This is a genomic window from Paenarthrobacter sp. CM16 (genome assembly GCF_013179505.1).
Classification (GTDB): Bacteria; Actinomycetota; Actinomycetes; order Actinomycetales; family Micrococcaceae; genus Arthrobacter.
In genome coordinates this window covers 1-18,731 of the sequence record NZ_JABMCX010000019.1, presented here as the reverse complement: position 1 = coordinate 18,731, position 18,731 = coordinate 1, and the positions used below count along the sequence as shown (strand labels likewise).

The 18,731-nt window shown below is 63.2% G+C and carries 21 protein-coding genes; 8 read left to right on the top strand and 13 right to left on the bottom strand.

Features of this window, described 5'->3' with window-relative positions; all coding sequences use genetic code 11:
• Positions 1–17: 17 nt before the first annotated feature.
• Positions 18–269: an exodeoxyribonuclease VII small subunit gene (locus tag HP499_RS02945; RefSeq protein WP_172322453.1), complete on the top strand. Its 252-nt coding sequence runs from the start codon at positions 18–20 to the stop codon at positions 267–269.
• 42 nt (positions 270–311) lie between these two features.
• Here the strand turns inward: HP499_RS02945 and HP499_RS02940 are convergent, their stop codons facing one another.
• From HP499_RS02940 to HP499_RS02895, 10 genes are all read right to left on the bottom strand, one after another.
• Positions 312–1,166, bottom strand: a complete 855-nt coding sequence (locus HP499_RS02940; protein ID WP_172322452.1) for a polyphosphate kinase 2 family protein — start codon at positions 1,164–1,166, stop codon at positions 312–314.
• Positions 1,167–1,220: 54 nt separating this feature from the next.
• The gene (locus HP499_RS02935; protein WP_026546228.1) at positions 1,221–2,441 is read right to left on the bottom strand and encodes a pyridoxal phosphate-dependent aminotransferase; all 1,221 of its coding nucleotides are present in this window, start codon (positions 2,439–2,441) and stop codon (positions 1,221–1,223) included.
• 120 nt (positions 2,442–2,561) lie between these two features.
• The gene (locus HP499_RS02930) at positions 2,562–3,518 is read right to left on the bottom strand and encodes an ABC transporter substrate-binding protein (protein ID WP_172322451.1); all 957 of its coding nucleotides are present in this window, start codon (positions 3,516–3,518) and stop codon (positions 2,562–2,564) included.
• Positions 3,515–4,258, bottom strand: coding sequence for an ABC transporter permease (locus HP499_RS02925; protein WP_172322450.1), 744 nt, complete (start codon positions 4,256–4,258; stop codon positions 3,515–3,517). The genes HP499_RS02930 and HP499_RS02925 overlap by 4 nt, the downstream gene beginning before the upstream one ends.
• Complete coding sequence (locus tag HP499_RS02920; protein ID WP_172322449.1) at positions 4,255–4,995, bottom strand: ABC transporter permease; 741 nt, start codon at positions 4,993–4,995, stop codon at positions 4,255–4,257. The genes HP499_RS02925 and HP499_RS02920 overlap by 4 nt, the downstream gene beginning before the upstream one ends.
• On the bottom strand, positions 4,995–6,089 hold the full coding sequence (locus HP499_RS02915; protein ID WP_305849732.1) for an ABC transporter ATP-binding protein: 1,095 nt from the start codon (positions 6,087–6,089) through the stop codon (positions 4,995–4,997). The genes HP499_RS02920 and HP499_RS02915 overlap by 1 nt, the downstream gene beginning before the upstream one ends.
• Before the next feature lie 154 nt (positions 6,090–6,243).
• Positions 6,244–7,431: a ribosome small subunit-dependent GTPase A gene (gene rsgA / locus HP499_RS02910; RefSeq protein ID WP_172322447.1), complete on the bottom strand. Its 1,188-nt coding sequence runs from the start codon at positions 7,429–7,431 to the stop codon at positions 6,244–6,246.
• 27 nt (positions 7,432–7,458) lie between these two features.
• Positions 7,459–7,617, bottom strand: a complete 159-nt coding sequence (locus tag HP499_RS02905) for a hypothetical protein (protein ID WP_172322446.1) — start codon at positions 7,615–7,617, stop codon at positions 7,459–7,461.
• Between the two features lie 35 nt (positions 7,618–7,652).
• Positions 7,653–8,105, bottom strand: a complete 453-nt coding sequence (locus HP499_RS02900; protein ID WP_172322445.1) for an NUDIX hydrolase — start codon at positions 8,103–8,105, stop codon at positions 7,653–7,655.
• Positions 8,106–8,135: 30 nt separating this feature from the next.
• Positions 8,136–9,932, bottom strand: coding sequence for a beta-galactosidase (locus HP499_RS02895; RefSeq protein WP_172322444.1), 1,797 nt, complete (start codon positions 9,930–9,932; stop codon positions 8,136–8,138).
• A 50-nt stretch (positions 9,933–9,982) separates the two neighbouring features.
• Here HP499_RS02895 and HP499_RS02890 point away from each other — a divergent pair, with 50 nt between their 5' ends.
• A complete protein-coding gene (locus HP499_RS02890; RefSeq protein WP_172322443.1) occupies positions 9,983–11,014 on the top strand; it encodes a pirin family protein in 1,032 nt (343 codons plus the stop codon).
• A 1-nt stretch (position 11,015) separates the two neighbouring features.
• Here the strand turns inward: HP499_RS02890 and HP499_RS02885 are convergent, their stop codons facing one another.
• On the bottom strand, positions 11,016–11,951 hold the full coding sequence (locus HP499_RS02885) for a BadF/BadG/BcrA/BcrD ATPase family protein (protein WP_172322442.1): 936 nt from the start codon (positions 11,949–11,951) through the stop codon (positions 11,016–11,018).
• A 41-nt stretch (positions 11,952–11,992) separates the two neighbouring features.
• On the opposite strand from HP499_RS02885, the gene HP499_RS02880 reads away from it, so the two are divergent.
• On the top strand, positions 11,993–13,021 hold the full coding sequence (locus tag HP499_RS02880; RefSeq protein ID WP_172322441.1) for a nitronate monooxygenase: 1,029 nt from the start codon (positions 11,993–11,995) through the stop codon (positions 13,019–13,021).
• Here HP499_RS02880 and HP499_RS02875 read toward each other — a convergent pair.
• The gene (locus HP499_RS02875) at positions 12,996–13,970 is read right to left on the bottom strand and encodes a LysR family transcriptional regulator (RefSeq protein ID WP_172322460.1); all 975 of its coding nucleotides are present in this window, start codon (positions 13,968–13,970) and stop codon (positions 12,996–12,998) included. The genes HP499_RS02880 and HP499_RS02875 overlap by 26 nt on opposite strands.
• A gap of 100 nt (positions 13,971–14,070) precedes the next feature.
• Between HP499_RS02875 and HP499_RS02870 the strand changes: the two genes are divergently transcribed.
• Genes HP499_RS02870 through HP499_RS02860 form a run of 3 tightly spaced genes read left to right on the top strand, consistent with a single transcriptional unit; the run spans position 14,071 to position 16,549 of the window.
• Positions 14,071–15,300 (top strand): MFS transporter, encoded by a 1,230-nt coding sequence (locus HP499_RS02870; RefSeq protein WP_172322440.1) that lies wholly within the window; start codon positions 14,071–14,073, stop codon positions 15,298–15,300.
• Positions 15,301–15,346: 46 nt separating this feature from the next.
• Entirely contained in the window at positions 15,347–15,988 is a 642-nt protein-coding gene (locus HP499_RS02865; protein WP_172322439.1) for a TMEM175 family protein, read from the top strand.
• A gap of 54 nt (positions 15,989–16,042) precedes the next feature.
• Positions 16,043–16,549 (top strand): Lrp/AsnC family transcriptional regulator, encoded by a 507-nt coding sequence (locus HP499_RS02860; protein ID WP_011775479.1) that lies wholly within the window; start codon positions 16,043–16,045, stop codon positions 16,547–16,549.
• 34 nt (positions 16,550–16,583) lie between these two features.
• Here HP499_RS02860 and HP499_RS02855 read toward each other — a convergent pair whose 3' ends face one another.
• Entirely contained in the window at positions 16,584–17,819 is a 1,236-nt protein-coding gene (locus HP499_RS02855) for an MFS transporter (RefSeq protein ID WP_172322438.1), read from the bottom strand.
• A 191-nt stretch (positions 17,820–18,010) separates the two neighbouring features.
• Here HP499_RS02855 and HP499_RS02850 point away from each other — a divergent pair, with 191 nt between their 5' ends.
• Both HP499_RS02850 and HP499_RS02845 read left to right on the top strand, forming a co-directional pair.
• Positions 18,011–18,490 (top strand): Lrp/AsnC family transcriptional regulator, encoded by a 480-nt coding sequence (locus tag HP499_RS02850; RefSeq protein WP_253951357.1) that lies wholly within the window; start codon positions 18,011–18,013, stop codon positions 18,488–18,490.
• Between the two features lie 38 nt (positions 18,491–18,528).
• A partial coding sequence (locus HP499_RS02845) for a DUF1761 domain-containing protein (protein WP_172322436.1) occupies positions 18,529–18,731 on the top strand: 203 nt, incomplete at its 3' end.

The following is an 18,731-nucleotide window of genomic DNA, read 5'->3' as shown; positions in this document are numbered from 1 at the left end:
TGAACTCAAAGGACATCATGACCGAGAACAACACAGCCGTACCTTCAGCGGACTCCCTCGACTCCCTGAGCTACGAGGAAGCCCGTGAGCAACTGATGGGCGTCGTCAGCCGCTTGGAGGCCGGGGGCGCCAGCTTGGAAGAATCCCTGGCACTCTGGGAGCGGGGCGAAGCCCTGGCCAAACGTTGCGAGGACTGGCTGGAAGGCGCCCGCAAACGCCTGGCCACGGCCCGGGACGGAAGCAACGACACCGGTACTGCCGCCCAGTAACGCCCAAGCAGCACCGTACCGAGCAGCCCCCGGAGCGGATTCCTAGGAAGCCACCACAAGGGCCCGTTCGGCAGCGACATCAAAGTCTGCCTTGGGCCAGTCCAGCTGAAGGCGTTCAAGGGAATCCAACAGGAGCTGTTGGACGGCGATGCGTGCGTACCATTTCTTGTTGGCCGGGACCACGTGCCAGGGCGCTATGTCCGTTGACGTCTTCTCGAACGCCACGCTGTAGGCATCCATGTAGTCGTCCCAGAACGCGCGTTCGGCCAAGTCTCCACTGCTGTACTTCCAGTGCTTGCTGGGGTCATCCAAGCGCGCTATCAGCCGCTCTTTTTGCTCGTCCTTGCTGATGTTGAGCATCACCTTGACAACGGTGGTGCCCTGATCTGCAAGCCGGGACTCGAAGTCGTTGATGGCGTTGTAGCGGCGTTCCAACTCCGTCGCGTCCGCCCACCCATGAACACGGTGAATCAGGACGTCCTCGTAGTGCGAGCGGTCAAAGACACCCACCATTCCGGCAGCGGGAGCTTCTTTCTCGATCCGCCAGAGGAAGTCGTGGGATTTTTCCTCATCTGTGGGTGCTTTGAAGGCACGCAGTTGGACACCCTGCGGATCCATGGCACCCACCACGTGGCTGACGATGCCACCCTTGCCTGCGGTATCCATGGCCTGCAGGATCAGCAGCAGCCGTTTGGTGCTGCCGAACCGGCCCTGGGCAAAGAGCTTCTCCTGCAGTTCTGCCAGCCGTGCGTCCTGGGCTCCCAACAGCGCCTTGCCGTCAGCTTTGGCACCTGGGTATCCCGGGGTCGAGTCCGGGTCAACACTGGCAAGCGTGAACCCGGATCCGACCCTCAGGACCTCAGCAGGACTCTTGGCGAATTCAACTGCAACAGCCATGGGGTGTGCCTTTCCGCAGGGCCGCGCCCTCGTGGAACGGCCATGGACCTCAGGCTAGTTGCCCGGGTACCTCGACAGGAAGTCCGCCATGCGACCAATGGCCTCTTCGATGTCCTTGACGTTTGGCAGGGTGACCATGCGGAAGTGGTCCGGGCGCACCCAGTTGAAAGCCCGGCCATGGGAGACCAGGATTTTCTGTTCCTTCAACAGGTCCAGGACAAATTTCTCGTCGTCGCGGATGTGATAGACCTCAGGGTCCAGCTTGGGGAACAGGTATAAGGCTCCCCGCGCCTGCTGGGTGCTGACCCCGGGAATGGCGTTCAGGAGATCGTAGGCCTTATTGCGCTGTTCCAGGAGCCTGCCACCGGGCAGGATGAGATCGTTGATGCTCTGGTACCCGCCCAAAGCTGTCTGGATGGCGTGCTGCGCGGGAACGTTGGCGCACAAGCGCATGTTGGCAAGGAGATTGATTCCTTCAAGGTAGTCCGCAGCGTCCTTCTTTGGCCCCGAGATAGCCATCCATCCGGCCCGGTAACCACAAACCCGGTAGGCCTTGGACAAACCGCTGAATGTCAGGCACAGGACGTCGTCGCCGGTGAGCCCGGCAAGGTTGATGTGGACCGCGTCTTCGTAGAGGATTTTCTCGTAGATTTCATCGGCAAAGAGCACCAGGCCGTGTTTCTCGGCGAGGGCGACGATCTTCTTGAGCGTCTCCTCCGGATACACCGCACCGGTGGGATTGTTGGGGTTGATCACCACAATGCCCTTGGTCCGCGGCGTGATCTTCGCTTCCATGTCTTCAAGGTCAGGCTGCCAGCCGGAGTCCTCATCACAGAGGTAGTGCACGGGGCGGCCGCCGGCCAGGGCAACGGAAGCAGTCCACAACGGATAGTCCGGCGTGGGAATCAGGACCTCGTCGCCGTCCTCCAAAAGGGCCATCAGGGACATGGTGATAAGTTCGCTGACACCGTTGCCGAGATAGATGTCATCAACATGGATGTTCTGGATGCCGCGGGTCTGGTAGTACTGCGAGACGGCGGTCCGGGCCGAGAAGATCCCGCGCGAATCGCTGTAACCCTGGGCGTTGGGCAGATGGCGGATCATGTCCACCAAAATGGCGTCGGGCGCTTCAAAACCGAAAGGAGCCGGGTTTCCGATGTTCAGTTTGAGGATCCTGTGACCCTCCGCCTCCATCTGCTGGGCGGCCTGAAGAATCGGTCCACGGATGTCGTAAAGGACATTATGAAGCTTGGTGGACTGCTTGAATTTCGCCATCCCTCAAATATGCCACAAGGCTGATGGGGTTCAGCTGAGACTTAACTCACATATACGACGACGGCGGTGACGGACCCGCCTGGGTCCGTCACCGCCGTCGTGCGTGCTGTTGATCAGGCGTTACTTGACGATGCCCTTGTCCTTCAGCCACGCGGCGGCTGCGTCCTTGGGCGCCTGCTTCTGGTCGCCGCTGACGGCACGGTTGAGGTTGATCAGGTCATCGGTGGTCAGGATCTTGGAGACGTTGTTGAGCGCTTCCTTGGCCTTGTCCGTCATCTTGGCTTCCTTGACCAACGGCAGGACCTGCTGGGCCTTGAAGTTGTTCTTGGGGTCTTCGAGGACCACGAGGTCGTTGTCAGCGATGGAGGGCGTGGTGGTGTAGATGTCGGCTACCTGGACCTTGTCCTCCAGCAGGGCCTGGAGCGTCAGGTTCCCACCGCCGTCGCTGAACGGCTGGAGTCCTTTGAGCTCGCAGCCGTAGTTGGCCTTAAGGCCCGGGAAGCCATAGGCGCGCGTCTCAAAGGTAGCCGGTGCTGCCATGGTGAAGTCCTTGCAGACCTTGGCCAGGTCCTCGATGGACTTCAGCTGGTACTTCTCTGCGGTAGCTTTGGTCACCACCATGGCGTCCTTGGACTCTGCCTTTGCCGGTTCCAGGACGGCGAGGCCATCCGGAAGTTTGCCCGGGAGGGCCTTGTAGACGTCCTCTGCGGAAACTTCCTTGGCCTCGGTGTCCACATAGGACAAAAGGTTGCCGGAGTAGTCCGGGACGAGGTCGACGGATCCGTCCTGAACTGCCTTGAAGTAGATTTCGCGTGAACCGATGTTCGGCTTGGAGGTGGCCGTCAGACCGGCTGCGTTGAGGGCACCGACATAGATTTCGGCGATGACCTGGCTCTCGGGGAAGTCGGCCGAACCGACTACCAGCGAACCACCGGCCGCGGATCCGCTGGGTGCCGAGGTGGAAGGTGTGGCCAGGGGGCTTCCTCCACACGCGCTCAACGCAAGGGCCACACCCAGTCCGGCTGCGAGGCCGCCGAGACCACGGCGTGTAAGGGTCATGGGGACGGGGTTCTTCATGGTGTACCTCCTTGAACGGCAGCCCCGGCAGGAGCCGCGGCTGTGAGATCGTCGGCTGCCTTCTGGCGGCCGCTTGAGTCGAGGGTCAGGCCGGGCGAGATGACTAGCCTCTGCACTCCGGCCAGGATCAGGTCCACGGCGATGGCGAGCCCTGCGATGAGCAGTGAACCGCCCAGCATCCGGGGGAAGTCCTGCAGGACCAGGCCATCAAACAGGTAGCGTCCCAGCCCGCCGAGTGGCAGGTAGGCCACCACGGAAACAGTGGCAATGACCTGGAGGACCGCAGTACGGATGCCACCAAACATCACCTGCAATCCGTTGGGCACTTCCACTCGGAAGAGGATCTGGAGCTCGGTCATGCCCATGGCCCGGGCGGCGTCCACCACGGTGGAGTCAACGCTGGAGATACCGGCGTACGTACCGGCAAGCAGTGGCGGGACCGTGAGGATGACGAGGGCCCACACCGGTGGCATCAGACCACTGCCGGCAAGCAAAGCGAACAAGACCAGCAGCCCGAGTGTGGGAAGGGCACGCAGCGCACCGGCAACAGCCACCGCAACCACGCGGCCGCGCCCGGTGTGCCCGATGTAAAGACCGATGGGCACAGCGATCGCAGCAGCGATCAGCAGAACCAGCGCACTGTATTGCAGGTGCTCCAGCAGCCGGGTGGGGATGCCACCGGTTCCGGTCCAGTTTTTAGGGCTCGTCAGCCAGGCAATGGTCTCGGCAAAGATATTCATGCGGAGGCCCCCGGATCCGGTCGAAGAGCCGCATGCGGTGCTGCCGGCCCGGACTTGGTTTCGGTAAGAAGCGCAGTACCGTCCTGGCGTGGCGTCTTTCCGCCAGCAGCACGTGTCCAGGGAGTCAGGAGCCGCTCAAGGACCACCAGCACGGCATCCATCAACAGCGCCAAGACCAGAATGGCAATAATGCCCACCACCACTACCGTGATGAACGTACGCTGCAGGCCATCCGTGAACAGGACGCCGAGATTGCCCACGCCGAGGAGCGCTGCGACGCTGACCAACGAAATGTTGCTGACCGACACCACACGCAATCCTGCGAACAGCACCGGCAAGGACAAAGGCAGGTCCACCTGGAAGAACCGTGCCAGCGGTTTGAAGCCCATGGCGACGGCCGCGTTGCGGAGGTCATCGTCCACGGAGTCGAAGGCATCAATGGCTGCACGGACCAGAAGTGCCACCGCATAGATGGTCAAGGCCACCACTACGTTCAACGGGTCCAGGATCCTGGTGCCAAGGATGGTGGGAAGAATGATGAAAAGTGCCAGCGAGGGAATGGTGTACAGCAACGAGGTAGCGGTGGTCACGATCGACCTGAGGGTGCTGTTGCGCCTGGCCAACTGGGCCAGCGGAATGGAAATCAGCAGGCCCAGGATCATGGGGATGACGGCCAGCACCATATGTTGGCCCGCCAATCCGAAAACCAGGTCAGTGTTGTCGAGGAACCACTCCATCAGGTGGCGTCCTCCCGGTGATGGCGGACTTCCTCAATGAGTGCCAGGACCTCCGGCGCCTTCAAAACCCCGGCAACGCGGCCGTCGTCGTCCACTGCTACGCCAAGGCCCGACGGCGAGGACAACGCCGCGTCCAAGGCGCGGCGCAGGGTGTCACCCTTACGGAACAGCGATCCACCCGGGATCAAACCCGCACCATCGCGCGGCGAGGACCATCCCAAGGGGCGGGAATCGGCGTCGACCACCAGTGCCCACTCCCCCGACGCGCGGCCGGCATGATGACCGTCGGAGGGACTGACCATGGTGACCGGGTGCAGGGTCACTGCGTCCGCCGGGTTGAACGCCAGGTGCCTGAAGCCGCGGTCGCGTCCCACGAAGGAGGCAACGAAGTCGTTGGCCGGGGCCCGAAGGATTTCTTCCGGCGCAGCGTACTGGGCCAGCTTCCCTCCAACGGCGAAGACCGCAACCTTGTCACCAAGAACCGTCGCTTCGTCGATGTCGTGTGTCACGAAAACAATGGTCTTGGCCAGTTCCCGCTGCAAGCGCAGAAGTTCCTGCTGCAGTTCGTCACGGACCACAGGGTCCACGGCGCTGAAGGGTTCGTCCATCAGCAGGACCGGAGGATCAGCAGCGAGCGCCCGGGCAACCCCGACGCGCTGCTGCTGACCACCTGAGAGTTGGGACGGGTACCGCTTGCCCAGAACCGAAGCCAGCCCGACGACGTCGAGCAGTTCCTCCGCGCGTTTCCGCGCGTCAGCCTTGGAAACACCGTTGAGCCGCGGAACGGTGGCGATGTTGTCCAGGACGGAGCGGTGCGGCAAGAGCCCGGATGACTGCATGACGTAGCCCATGGAGCGGCGGAGTTCCGGAGCAGGAACCTGCGAAACGTCCTTGCCTGCCACGGTGATGGTCCCGCTGGTGGGCTCCACCATCCGGTTGATCATGCGCAGGGAAGTGGTCTTGCCGCAGCCCGAAGGCCCGACGAACACCGTGATGGAGCCTTTGTCGATGGACATGCTCAGGGCGTCCACCGCCGGCTGCCCGCCCTGGTATTGCTTGGTGACGCTCTGGAACTCAATCATGGCTTCGGCCATACCCGGGCTTACCTATCTGTGGTTGAGAACATCGGTAGAGCCACACGATCATATGCACTCTTATTACTTGGCTGCAAAGCAATCTTCACCCAGCCTAACCAGCACCACGGGCGATGTCAGCGCCGCCACGTTTTCCGTAATGAATCGGCAATGTTCAGCGTTTGCGTCGTTTACCACCTTTTCCGGCACGCTCCTGGGCTTGATCGTGCTTGTAGCGTTCCGCGGCACGCTGGCCCCGCTCCGCGGCCACCACCTTTTGATGCCACTCACGCTGGTAGGCGCGGCGGGCCGCGGCATCGTGTTTCCTGGCCAAGGCAGCCAACTCACGTTGCAGTTTCAGGTAGCTGGCCCACCGCCGGGGATCGAGTGTTTCCTCTGCGAGGGCCTCCTGCACCGCACACCCCGGCTCCGCCTGGTGGGCACAGTCGGCGAAACGGCATTCGGTGAAAAGTTCTTCCAGATCCCCGAACATCTCCTCCATGCCGTCATCTGCATCAAACAGGCCGAACCCCCGGACTCCTGGGGTGTCCATCAGCACGGCACCGCCTGGCAGGGGCACCAGTTCACGTGACGTGGTGGTGTGCTTGCCTTTGCCGTCGCCGGCCCGGACCTCGCCTGTCTGCTGTACCTCACGCCCGGCGAGCGCGTTGATCAGCGTTGATTTGCCGGCGCCGGAAGGACCCAACAGCACCAGGGTTGCACCCGCAGGAATGTGCTGCATGAGTTCGTCGAGGCCGTCCCCCTGCTCTGCCGATGTGGTAACTACGTCCACACCGGCCGCCTGCAGGATGACCTCCCCGACGACGTCGTCGGCCAGATAGGCCAGGTCCGCCTTGGTGATGACCACCAGGGGCGTGGCACCGGAGTCCCACGCGGCAACCAAGGTCCGCTCCAGACGGTTGTGGGTCAGCGGACGGTCCACGGGCACCACCACTGCCACGATATCGATGTTGCTGCCCAAAATTTGCTCCTCGGAGGAGGCCTCAAAGGCGCGTTTGCGGCTGAGCGCCGAACGGCGGGGCAGAACCTCGACGACGGCGGGCTCCCCGGCGCTGTTATGGCCGAGCCATACCCAGTCTCCGGTGGCCGGCACCAGGCCGTGGGCAGGATAGGGCAGATGGAGCAGGCCGTCGGCTGAAGCCACCAGGACACGGTTCCGGTCAAGGCGTACCACCCGGCCCGGGGCGGGATCTTCCTGCCACCGGGATGTGGAGTGTTCACGGAACAGTTGGGCGGTTGCCTCGGTGAAGCCGTATTCAACGGGGCCACGGAGTTGCGCGGTGGAACTGACAGACGCGGTGGAACTGACGGAAGGGTTGCTTGAAGAAGCGAAAGAACTCAATGGAAGCCTCTGATGAGGCCCGGCCGCCTAGCTCTGGCAGGCGGATGCCGGGACAGGAATGATGGGCTGATGACGGCGCTCCGTAACTGAGAACGGGGCGCGCAAGATCGCTGCAATCATCAAATCCACCTCCTCGGCATCCAGGCCGGCAACCAAAAAGCCGGCAACGGTGTTCAGCGTAGCCAAGCAGCGCAGCTTTGGCTAGCCCCGGCTCCGCGGTTTTAGTCGAGCTTCCCGTTTACCGGGCGCTCCCGGTGCAGCCGCAGGGCAGTGTCAACCAAGGAAACCCGGTTGAGTTTGCCGACGTCGTCCAGCGGAACCCAAGCGGCATGGGTGGTGCTTCCATCTACCTCGTGGGTCAGTTCACCGCCCACCACCGTGGCCTCATAGACCAGGCGCAAGGCCTGGAAATCCCTGACTGAGCCATCCGGGCGGACATCGCCGGGCCAGTGGCCGACGTCGATACCCAGCATGCGGTCAATATGCGCTTCGTAGCCGGTTTCCTCGAAAACTTCGCGCCGGCAGCCGTCCACAGGATGTTCAGCGAGGTCCAACCCTCCGCCGGGAAGGGTCCAACCCTCTTTGCCGTCCTGCTTCCAATAGGCCAGCAGGATCTTTCCTTCCCGGATCATCACGGCGTACGCGGCTGGGCGGGTGTCGAACTGCAGGGTCATGGTGCCAGCATAATTGCCTGCCCGGCTGCCTTACGGAAGTTCGGCCGCCTCGATGGGGCCGGCCTCCACCGGGCCCAGATCCGGCGCCTCGCGAAGTTCGACGACGGTCCCCGGCTTTTCGAGCTCCAGCACCTTGATGGTGTTGCGACCACGCTTAAGCAGTGGAGCCGGCGCGTAGAGGGTCACTTGGGGACCCCTTTCCCAGTACCTGCCGAGCAGGAAGCCGTTGAGCCATACGAAGCCCTTCCCGGAATCGGGCAAAGCGATGTAAGTATCCGCCGTTTCGCCGATCTCGAAGTCAGCGCCGGGCAGGACTTCGAGGTGGTCCTGTGTCCATTCGGCCAGGGGCACCGGGGTCTGCACCCAGTGGAAGGTGTAGCGCTGGTTGATGAGGACTCCGCCCAGGATGCCCTTTCCATGTCCTGTCAGTGGCCCGTAGTTGATGCGTCCCAGGTTCTCTACGAGGATCTCGAGCTTCGCAGGTGCTCCGGTGCCGGTTACAACCAATCCTTCGGCGCCGGTGACGTCATCAAGGACACCGGCAAAGTCGCCATTCACCCATACGTAGGCCCGGTCGTTGAGGCCGGTGATCTTGAGCCGGCTTTCGGCGGGCGCCCCTGTTTGCCCGGGCAGGATGGCGTCCGCGCTGTACAGCACCAGACCGGCGTCGAGTCCCAATTGCTCGAAGCTGAGGGGCTTGACGCTGCTAACGGCCTCTCCCGAATTCCGGACGAGTGCGGGCAGGCCCTGCCCGCCGCCGAGCGGCAGGGATCGGGCCGGAAGCACGGGAGCATCAGCGAGTAACTCCACGGGCAGTTCAGGTAACTCCTCAATGCCCTGCGCGCGGTAGAACTCCTTGCGGAAGGCATGGAATTTTGGCGTGAGGGCCCCGTTCTCGGCGATTGGAGCATCGGAGTCGTAACTGGTGACCGTGGGCTGGAGCTTGGTACCGTCATGGTTGCTGCCGGAGGTGAGGCCGAAGTTGGTCCCGCCATGGGCCATGTACGCGCACAGCGATCCGCCAAGGTCAAGCATCTTGCGGGCTTCCCGTGCTGCATCATCGGCGTCGCGACGATGGTGCAGTTCGCCCCAGTGATCGAACCAGCCGCCCCAGAACTCAACGTTGAAGAACGGCTCTGCGGGCCGGCGCCGCTGCCAGGTGGCTACGGCTTCGTCTCCCCGGCTTCCCAGCGTTGCGGTAGCCCATGTCCCCTCGATCGAACCGCCGTCGAGGAAGTAGTCGGTGCCCCCGTCGGCCGTAAAGAGCATCTCGGTGATGCCACGCTCTTCCAGGGCCCGCCGGTTCCACCGGATGTATTCGTGGTCGTCACCGTAGCTGCCGTATTCGTTTTCTATCTGCACGGCCACCACAGGGCCTCCTGAGGAGGCCTGTCGAGCGGCCACGATCGGCAGGAGGTGGTCAAACCATTCCTCTATTGCGCCGGTGAACACCGGATCCATGCATCGCAAGCCGATGCCCGGGGTCCCGGTCAGCCACGCGGGAAAGCCTCCGTTGTCCCACTCGGCACAGATGTAGGGGCCGGGCCGGAGAATGACATCCAGTCCTTCCTCCGCTGCGAGGTCAATGAACCGTCCCAGGTCCCGCCAGCCGCTGAAGTCCGGGGCCTGATCGCGCTTAGGCTGGTGGAAGTTCCAAGCGACATAAGTGTCAACAGTATTGGCGCCCATCGCCTTGAGGCGACGCAGGCGGTCCTGCCACAAATCCGGGTGGACCCGGAAGTAGTGGATGGCTCCGGCGAGGATGCGATACGGTTCACCCGAACGGTAAAGGACGGCGTCGTGGTAGCTCAAGAGCGCGTTGTTCACATGGAACAGATTAGCTCAATATCCAACATTTATGCACAGGTGATGAACACATGACCAATCTTGATACTTCTCCGGCGCAAGAGGTCTGCCCGGCGGCCCATGAAGGTCAGGGGCCATGCGTTCAGCTATGGCCTGAACGGGAAGTTCCCCTCGGCGGCGTCCGCGCCATGAACGTTTTCCGGACCTTGCCCCAACGTGGATTGCCCACCGTGGGCGCGTGGTGCTTCCTGGACAGCTTCGGCCCGGACAGGGTTGCCATGAGCGTCCTCCCCCACCCGCACAGCGGCTTGCAAACGGTCACCTGGCCCCTTGAAGGCGCAGTGCGGCACCGCGACAGCGTGGGCAGCGATGTGGTGGTCCGGCCGGGCGAGCTGAACATCATGACCGCCGGCCACGGAATCTCCCACTCGGAGTTCTCCGTCCTCGCCGCCCCAACCAGCGAGGACTCGAGCCCGCTGGTGGAGGAAATCCCGGTATCGCGCGGTTTGCAGTTGTGGGTTGCCTTGCCCGACGAGCACCGTCACCGCGCGCCGTCGTTCGAACAAGTACGGGACCTGCCTGTCGCCGTGGGCCAGGGCTTCACAGCCACTGTCATGGTGGGTGAATTTGCCGGCCAGCGCTCCCCCGCCACCATGTTCAGCCCCATCCTGGGCGCCGATATCACCGGCACGGGAACCCTTGAACTGCCCGTGCAACCGGAGTTTGAACACGCCGTGTTGGTTCTGGACGGCCACGTGGTGATCGACGGCCAGGACATAGAAGCCGGGCCTTTGGCCTATCTCGGGGCCGGAAGGTCCAGCCTCACGGTGGAAGCAGAACCGGACACCCGATTCATGCTCCTTGGCGGTGAACCGTTCGGTGAAGACCTGCTGATGTGGTGGAACTTCGTAGGGCGGACCCACGAAGAAGTGGAAAAGGCCCGCGAGGAGTGGGAGGCGGAGGGATTGCTCGACGACGCTGCTGCCGCCGCCTCACGCTTCGGCTTCGTCCAGGGCCACGGTCCCGACGCCGGACCGGAAGCAGGCCGCATCCCTGCTCCCCCGCTGCCCGGGGTCAAGCTGCGCCCGAGAACCCGCGGTTGAGCTAGCGGCGCTGCTCAGCTACCAGCCGCGGAACGCCGAAGACAGGATCCTGCTGAAGAATGCGCACATCAGTGATCCCGCCTGCAGCCAGTTTGGCCTTGAACGCCTCCTGCAACCGGGGGACGTTCATGCCAAGGCCGCTGCCGAGAATCACTGGACCGTTAAGGCCCAGTTGTCGGACGGCCTGTTCGGCGAGATCAGCCAGGTCGCGGCCCGCTTGCTCCACCAGCGCCCTGCTGGTTGGGTCTCCGGCATCGGCCGCTTCCACCACCAGCCGGGCCTGCTGCGCCCAGTAACGGCGGCCGGTGTCAGGTGAATGGAACAACGCGATCAGCTTGCCGGGTTCCTCCACGCCGACGGAATCCAACAGGGCACGGCTGAGCTGATCAGGCTCCAAACCTTGGTTCATCCGGCGCAGGCTGTGGCGGACAGCTTCCCGCCCCAACCAGTATCCGCTTCCTTCATCGCCCAGGAGATAGCCCCAGCCGCCCGCCCGGGCTTCCTCGCCGGCGTCGTTCTTTCCCCACGCTGCCGAGCCCGTGCCGGCTATGACCGCAACTCCTGTGCTCGCTCCACCGGCCGCCAGCAGCAGGCGTGAATCGTGAACCACTGTGATGCGCGCACCGGGGGCATGGGGTGCAATGAGGTCCGCGAGCGCCCGGGCATCCTCATCGGTATCAATTCCGCCTGCACCGGCGTATACCTCGTCAACGTGGCCGCCGCCGATCTTCCCCAACAGTTCAGCGAGGTTTGCCGCAGCCACTTCCCGGGTGACGTTTTGGACATTGGAGCTGCCCGCGCTCTCGTCCCGGACCGGAGATCCGTTCTCGAACCGTACGCCGCGGGTTTTGGTGCCGCCGATGTCGAGCCCGATGACGGTGCCGTCCACGGCTTCCGGGCCGGCATGGGAATGCTGGGCAGAGTCAGGATTGTTCACCGTGAAAGACTAGCTTGGACCGTCCGGAGGAGAAACTGCCCATGCCACATTCCCTGTTTGGTACGCCGTTTGTTGCAGCCCCCATGGCGGGCGGAACGTCAACACCGGAGTTGATTCGGGCCGTTCACGAGGGCGGCGGCCTGGGATTCCTTGCCGCCGGCTACAAAAAGCCGGAGGCCATGGCTGCCGAGATCACGGCGACCAGGGCCCTGGGCATTCCTTTCGGGATGAACGTTTTTGTCCCGGACCCCCGGCAGCTCCCGCCGGGGCCTGCGGCCGTGTCACGGCTTGAGGCATACCGTGCGGAACTGGAGCCCGAGGCGGCCCGTTACGGCGTAACGCTGCCTCCCCTTCGCCTCGATGACGACGACGCCTGGCAGGAGAAGATCGACGCACTCCTGGCGGACCCCGTGGAGTTCGTGAGCTTCGCTTTCGGCCTTCCCGGAAAGCCGGTGGTCCAGGCGCTTCGCAAAGCAGGCAGCCGGGTCATTTCCAGTGTTACCAGTGTTGAGGAAGCGCTGGCGGCTGCAGAGGAGGGCCCGGATGCGATCGCAGTGCAGCACAGCTCGGCGGGCGGACACACGGCGTCTTTCCTGCCGGGGCGGGGACAAGCAGCCCGCACGACGGCGGAGCTGGTCGCCCGGGTGCGTGGCGTCGTCGGACTTCCCCTTATTGCGGCAGGAGCCGTGATGGACGGTGCAGCCCTGCGCGAAGTGCTGGCCGCAGGAGCATCGGCCGCCCAAATCGGTACCGCGCTGGTTCGCACTGACCAGAGCGGTGCACGGCAGCTGCACAAGGACGCCTTGGGTGATCCGGCATTTACTGAGACGGCAATGACCCGGGCTTTCACGGGACGCTGGGCGAGATCTTTGGTCAACGAATTTGTCCTTGACCACCGGGAAGCACCGGATGGCTATCCGGCCATCCACCACCTCACCGCCCCGGTCCGGGCTGCATCGTCCGCGGCCGGTGATCCGCACCGCCTCAACCTGTGGGCGGGGTCGGGCTGGCAGCAGGCAAGGGAAGGATCCGCCACGGATGTGGTCAGGGAGTTCCTGAACGGGCTCTGACAAGTTCGGCGAGCAAGTCCCCGCCCTCGGAGACCACCAGTTCCCGGAACAGCCTGACGGCGTCCGGCTCGAAGTTCCGTTCCCGCCAGGCGATGCCGATCTGCCGGAAGGCCAGATCCGATTCGATGGCCACTTCAACGAGCCCGAGCTCGGCCTCGGGAAGGAACTGGCCTGTTCCCGATCCCGGCCCCGCCGGCGGAAGAATGCTGTAGCCCAGGCCGGCGGAGACCAGGCCGCGGGCAGAGGTGGACTCCTGGACTTCAAAAGCGATCCGGGGCCGGAAACCGGCTTCACGAAGGAGCGCCTCGCCCAGTGCCCGCAAACCCACCCCTTCGGGGAGCGTGATGTAGGGGTCATGGCGGAGCTCGGAGAGGTGCACGCCGGCCCGCCCTGCCAGGGGGTGCCGGTAGTGCAGCACCGCCCGCAGGGGCTCGCGGTACAGCGGCAGGGCGTGAATGCCACGCCCCTCCGGCGCAATGGGTGCCGTCAGGGCGAAATCCATCTCCCCGCCGGCCAACTGCTTCAGGCAGTCATCGCGTGGACCCTGCCAGAGTTCGAACACCGTGTGTGGGTGAAGACTCCGGAACGCACTGATGAGCAGCGGAAGCGTCGCTTCCCCGAACGTGTGTTGGAACGAGACTCCAATCCGGCCCCTCACGACGTCCGACTCCTGCCGGACCCTGTCCAGCCCGGCTTGGAAATCCTCCAAGGCTGCCTCGATGTAGGGCAGCAGCGTCCTCGCAGCCGGTGTCAGGCGGATACCGCGGCCCTCGCGGATCAATAGATCCATCCCCACAATGGCACTCGCCCGCGCCACGGCCCTGCTCACGGTCGACTGGGGTACCCCCAGGATCCCGGCAGTTTCGGTCATGTGTTCAGTCCGCCCCAGCTCGGCCAAAACGGGCAGCAAAGGAAGGAGCTGGATGAGCTGGTGGTGGTCGGGCTCCATGGCGCTCCATCGCTGGGAAAGGTGATTCATGCACTAATGCATCAATCCTAAGAGATCCATGCATTGGAATGCTGAGTCCGGACCGCCCTAACCTTGCCGGGTGACCAACACCATCGCCACCGGCAGCACAGGAACATGGGACGGCCATGCCAAGGGTTCCCGCGGATATAACCGGGTCCTCGCGGCGTTGGCACTTGCCGGCGTCGCAACTTTTGCCCAACTGTATTCGACCCAGGCAGTACTTCCCCTGATGGCCGGCGAGCTCAAAATCACCGCAGCCGAAGCCGCCCTCAGCATTTCGCTGGCCACCGTTGGCCTCGCCATGACAGTGCTGCCGTGGTCATTCGCGGCGGACAGGATAGGCCGTGTGCGGGCGATGACGATCGGCATTGCCGTGGCGACACTCCTGGGGCTGCTGGTTCCCTTGGCGCCCAACGTACCGATGTTGCTGGCACTACGAACCTTGGAAGGCATGGCCTTGGGCGGAATCCCCGCCATTGCCATCGCCTACCTCAACGAGGAAGTGACCAAAGTCCACACAGCCTTGGCGGCCGGCACTTACGTTGCAGGAACCACCTTGGGCGGGCTGGCCGGGCGCCTGGTGGCCGGACCTGTTGGAGAACTCTGGGGATGGCGCGCCGCAACGCTGGCTGTCTCCCTGCTGGCCACCGTCGCTGCAGTCTTGTTCCTGGTGCTCGTGCCCAGGCAGCGGCGCTTCAGTCCTGCCCCGACCCCCGGATTCCGCGGCGCACTCCGGACCCTGACGGGGCATACGGGCAACCCCAAGTTGTTATCGCTGTACTTGCAGGCTTTCCTGCTGATGGGCGGCTTCGTTGCGGTCTACAACTACCTGGGCTTTCGCTTGCACGCGGAACCGTTCGGGCTTCCCGCTACTGCGGTGAGCCTGATCTTCCTCGCCTACCTGTCCGGCACCGTCAGTTCACGCTGGGCCGCGGGGCTCACCACCCGGTTCGGCCGACGAAATGTCCTGGTGGCCGGCATCGCCGTCATGTCAGCAGGTTTGGCGCTGACGTTGGTGGAGAACCTCGCAGCCACCTTGGCCGGGCTGGTCATTTTTACCGGCGGCTTCTTCGCTGCCCACAGCGTTGGTTCAGGATGGACCGGCGCCATAGCAACTACGGGCCGGGCGCAGGCAGCGTCCCTGTACAACCTCTCCTATTACCTCGGTTCCAGCGTCATCGGATGGGCCGGCGGTTTGGCTTTCCAGGCCTTTGACTGGCCGGCCCTGGCGTTGAGCGTCATCGCACTTTCATGCACGACGGCGGCAGTCACCTTGGTGGTCCACCGCAGCCAGGGGCACAGCCGCTGATTTCCGCGCCGCTGAATTCGGCATCGCTGCCCCTACAATCGGAGGCATGACACAGGTCTCCAAAAGCCGGGAGTTGTCGTCGCCGGAGCGGTTGCAAGCGTTTACGGATGCCGTGGTGGCGATTGCTTTGACGCTGCTGATCCTGCCCCTCATGGAGAGCGTGGGCGAACTTTCCGACCACCATGGCACAACTGCTGAGTGGTTGGCGGAGGAACAGTATGCCCTGCTCGGCTTCGTCCTGAGCTTTGCCCTTATCGCGGTTTTCTGGGCACACCACCATAAACTTTTTCGGAGCGTCAAGCATGTTGACCCGGGCTTGTTGTGGTTGACGGTGGCCTGGATGTTCACCATCGTGGTGATGCCGGTGGCTACCTCATTGTCCACACAGCTGCAGTCCGACTGGGCGCAGCCGCTTGTCTACATTGGAACCCTGTTCGCCACCAGCCTCCTGCTTCTTTTGGCCCGCGTCTATTTGCGGTCCCACCCCTACCTCCACACCATGGACGAGACCGATGCCCTGGCAGGAATTCGAGCGAGCGGCATCGTTTCCGGCCTCTTCCTCGTCTCGCTTCTCCTGTCCCTAGCCATTCCCGGTGCCGGAAATTGGCCGCTGATGCTGATGCTGCTCAGCGAACCCCTCCAACGACTGGATCGGCGGCGCGCCCGACGAGCCCCTGCTCGACAATAGTCACCTGAACATTTCACCGCTTAGGATGAATGCAAGGCAATTTCAGGAGGATCCGTGAGCAACCCCACGAAGAATGTTCGGTCAAGCACGGGCAGCGCTGAGCCGCTGGACGCGATCGATGAACGAATCCTCGCAGCGTTGGTTGATGACGCCCGGATCTCCAACAAGCAACTGGCTGAGCTGGTGGGGATCGCACCATCCACTGCCCTCATGCGCACAAGGGCGCTGTCCGAACGCGGGATCATTGAGGGTTTTGAAGCCGTTTTGAGCCTGCCTGCCATTGGGCGTTCGGTACAGGCCCTGATTGCTGTCCGCCTCCGCGCCCACGATCGCGACCAGATTGATCGCTTCACTGCGCGGGTTCCCAAGCTTCCGGCGGTCATCTCCACGTTCCACACCACCGGTTCCGTGGACTACCTGCTGCACATCGCCGTCGCCAACACGGACGATCTCCGCAACTGGCTTTTGGACAACCTGGCCACGGATCCCGTGGTGGGCCACACGGAAACCACCATGGTCTTCCAGCACATTCCGGGTAACCGCGGACCGCTGCCGGAGTAATACCCCCACCGCAGGTCAGGAAGCAACGGGTACCTCAGGACCGCAAAACGCTTCGAAGGGACACGATCGCCAGCGCCAGGGCAGCTACGCCGCACAGAACGGTGAAACCCGCGACGGCGGCCTGCAGGCCGATCGCCGAGACAGCGAGTCCCAGCCCAATCACCGGAACGGCACTGCCCAAATACGTGATGACGTAGACGGTGCTGATGACCTGTGCGTGGCGGGCAGCCTCCACTTTTCCGGCAACCTCATTGAAGACCTGGCGGAAGGCAATGCCCTGGCCCACGCCTGCACCGATGCTGGCAGCCACCAGAAGCCAAGGACTGGACCATGCTGCCGCGGCTCCCACCAAAACCACCGAGACGCCCAGCACGGTCAGTGCCACAGGAACAACAAAGCGTCCGCGGGCACCCAGCAACTGGCTCAAGGCGGAAGCGCCCAAAGTCACACCGGCAAGAAGGCCTATCAAGGGCCTGGAATCGGCGTGGACCATGCTGGCGAAATAACCGGGTGCCAGGGAAAGGCAGAAGCCGAACACAGCAAAGCTCAGGAACCCTGTGGCCGCAGCCATCCAGAATGCTCCGCGGGCGTCATGGGAAATCGAAGGCTTCCGTGGGGCAAGGACCTTCAGCGGCCTTGGCCCTTCTGCCGGGGCGATAGCGGGCCTGGCTTTCAGCAGCCAGAGGGGAACGAGGGCAGCCAGCAGCACCGCCGAGTGCACATAGTACGGAGTCCGTGTGGGGTCCGGCAAAAGTGACAGGAGGCCGCCGATTGCAGGACCAGCGGCCACGCCTCCAGCTGAGGAAAGCAGGGTGAAGCGGGACGCCCAATCAGGCCGCTGGGGAAGCAGTTCGCGCAATGCAGCCGAACTGGCTCCCGTGGCAAGTCCAACGGCCGCGCCTTGGAGCGCCCGGCCGAGGGACAACGTGAGGAGACTGTCAGCATTGGCAAAAATGACCCCTCCCACCAAACCGACGAGGACGGCGAGCACCAATGCTGCCCTCCGCCCAATGTGATCGGACCAGTGGCCTGCCACCATAAGGACCGCTACCAACGCCAGGACGTAGCTTGAGAAGGCAACCGTTACTCCCAGCGAAGACATGCCAATCCGGGCCTGCAGCAAGGGGTACAACGGTGTGGCGAGGTTGGCGCCAACCAGGAGTGTAAAGATAACAACCCCGGCCAGGACCAGCCTGGCCGTGGTGGAGGCATCCCATCCCCAGCGTTCGGCGGTGGCCGGACGCATGCGGAGTTCGCTCAAGACAGTCATTTCCATGCCTTCGGACTCGGTGGCCGGATGGTGGTATTCCTTGTGGGAATCCCAGTCCGGCTAAGTATTGATGGCAATAGAATGCAATACTGCTGAGCTTTGAGAGATATAAGGATGCGAAGATTGAGCAAAATACTCAAAGTAGTACTGCCCAAGTGAGCTGGAGTGACCATTTGAACACCCTTGACCCCATGGACTTGAAGATCCTCCTGGAACTGATCAAGGATCCCCGTATCCAGATCGCCGAACTCAGCGACGAACTGGGCATAGCCCGCAACACGGCCCAGAGCAGGGTCAAGCGCCTTCTCCGCTCCGGCGTACTGCAAGCCGCGGGCCGGGAAGTGGACCTCGAAAAGGTGGGCTACGACGTCGTCGCGTTCGTCACCATTGAAGTCACCCACCGGGAACTCGACGGAGTGATTGGCGCCCTGCGCCTCATCCCCCAGGTGCTGGAGGTCCATGAAATCTCCGGCCGCGGCGATCTGTGGTGCCGGGTAGTGGCAACGGATACCCATAACCTGCAGTCAGCCCTGCGCTCGGTACTCCGCACCAAGGGAGTCATCAGGACCGAGACGGTCCTTGCCCTGCACACCCATATCCCGTACCGCACCGAGCCACTTATCGGGAGGATGGCGGCAACACCAACACGGTCCAGGCACGAGGGCCCGTAGCGCCGGGGCGGAGTCCTGAACGCACTAGGCTTTTAGGCATGGATTGGCTCTCTCACATCTCGCAGATCAACTGGCTCGCCGTACTTCTGGCCTTCGTTTCAAGCATGGTGATCGGCTTCGTCTGGTACATGCCGGCAGTCCTTGGCCGCAGGTGGATGCAGGCAATCGGCAAAACCGAAGACGACCTCAAGAACATTGAGGGTGGCGCCGGTATCTGGGTTCCCATGATGGTTGCAGCTGC

Coding starts and splice junctions, on each gene's coding strand:
- HP499_RS02945 (WP_172322453.1), top strand. CDS start 18: ATGACCGAGAACAACACAGCCGTACCTTCAGCGGACTCCCTCGACTCC.
- HP499_RS02940 (WP_172322452.1), bottom strand. CDS start 1,166: ATGGCTGTTGCAGTTGAATTCGCCAAGAGTCCTGCTGAGGTCCTGAGG.
- HP499_RS02935 (WP_026546228.1), bottom strand. CDS start 2,441: ATGGCGAAATTCAAGCAGTCCACCAAGCTTCATAATGTCCTTTACGAC.
- HP499_RS02930 (WP_172322451.1), bottom strand. CDS start 3,518: ATGAAGAACCCCGTCCCCATGACCCTTACACGCCGTGGTCTCGGCGGC.
- HP499_RS02925 (WP_172322450.1), bottom strand. CDS start 4,258: ATGAATATCTTTGCCGAGACCATTGCCTGGCTGACGAGCCCTAAAAAC.
- HP499_RS02920 (WP_172322449.1), bottom strand. CDS start 4,995: ATGGAGTGGTTCCTCGACAACACTGACCTGGTTTTCGGATTGGCGGGC.
- HP499_RS02915 (WP_305849732.1), bottom strand. CDS start 6,089: ATGGCCGAAGCCATGATTGAGTTCCAGAGCGTCACCAAGCAATACCAG.
- HP499_RS02900 (WP_172322445.1), bottom strand. CDS start 8,105: ATGACCCTGCAGTTCGACACCCGCCCAGCCGCGTACGCCGTGATGATC.
- HP499_RS02890 (WP_172322443.1), top strand. CDS start 9,983: ATGACCAATCTTGATACTTCTCCGGCGCAAGAGGTCTGCCCGGCGGCC.
- HP499_RS02880 (WP_172322441.1), top strand. CDS start 11,993: ATGCCACATTCCCTGTTTGGTACGCCGTTTGTTGCAGCCCCCATGGCG.
- HP499_RS02875 (WP_172322460.1), bottom strand. CDS start 13,970: ATGGAGCCCGACCACCACCAGCTCATCCAGCTCCTTCCTTTGCTGCCC.
- HP499_RS02865 (WP_172322439.1), top strand. CDS start 15,347: ATGACACAGGTCTCCAAAAGCCGGGAGTTGTCGTCGCCGGAGCGGTTG.
- HP499_RS02855 (WP_172322438.1), bottom strand. CDS start 17,819: ATGACTGTCTTGAGCGAACTCCGCATGCGTCCGGCCACCGCCGAACGC.
- HP499_RS02850 (WP_253951357.1), top strand. CDS start 18,011: ATGGACTTGAAGATCCTCCTGGAACTGATCAAGGATCCCCGTATCCAG.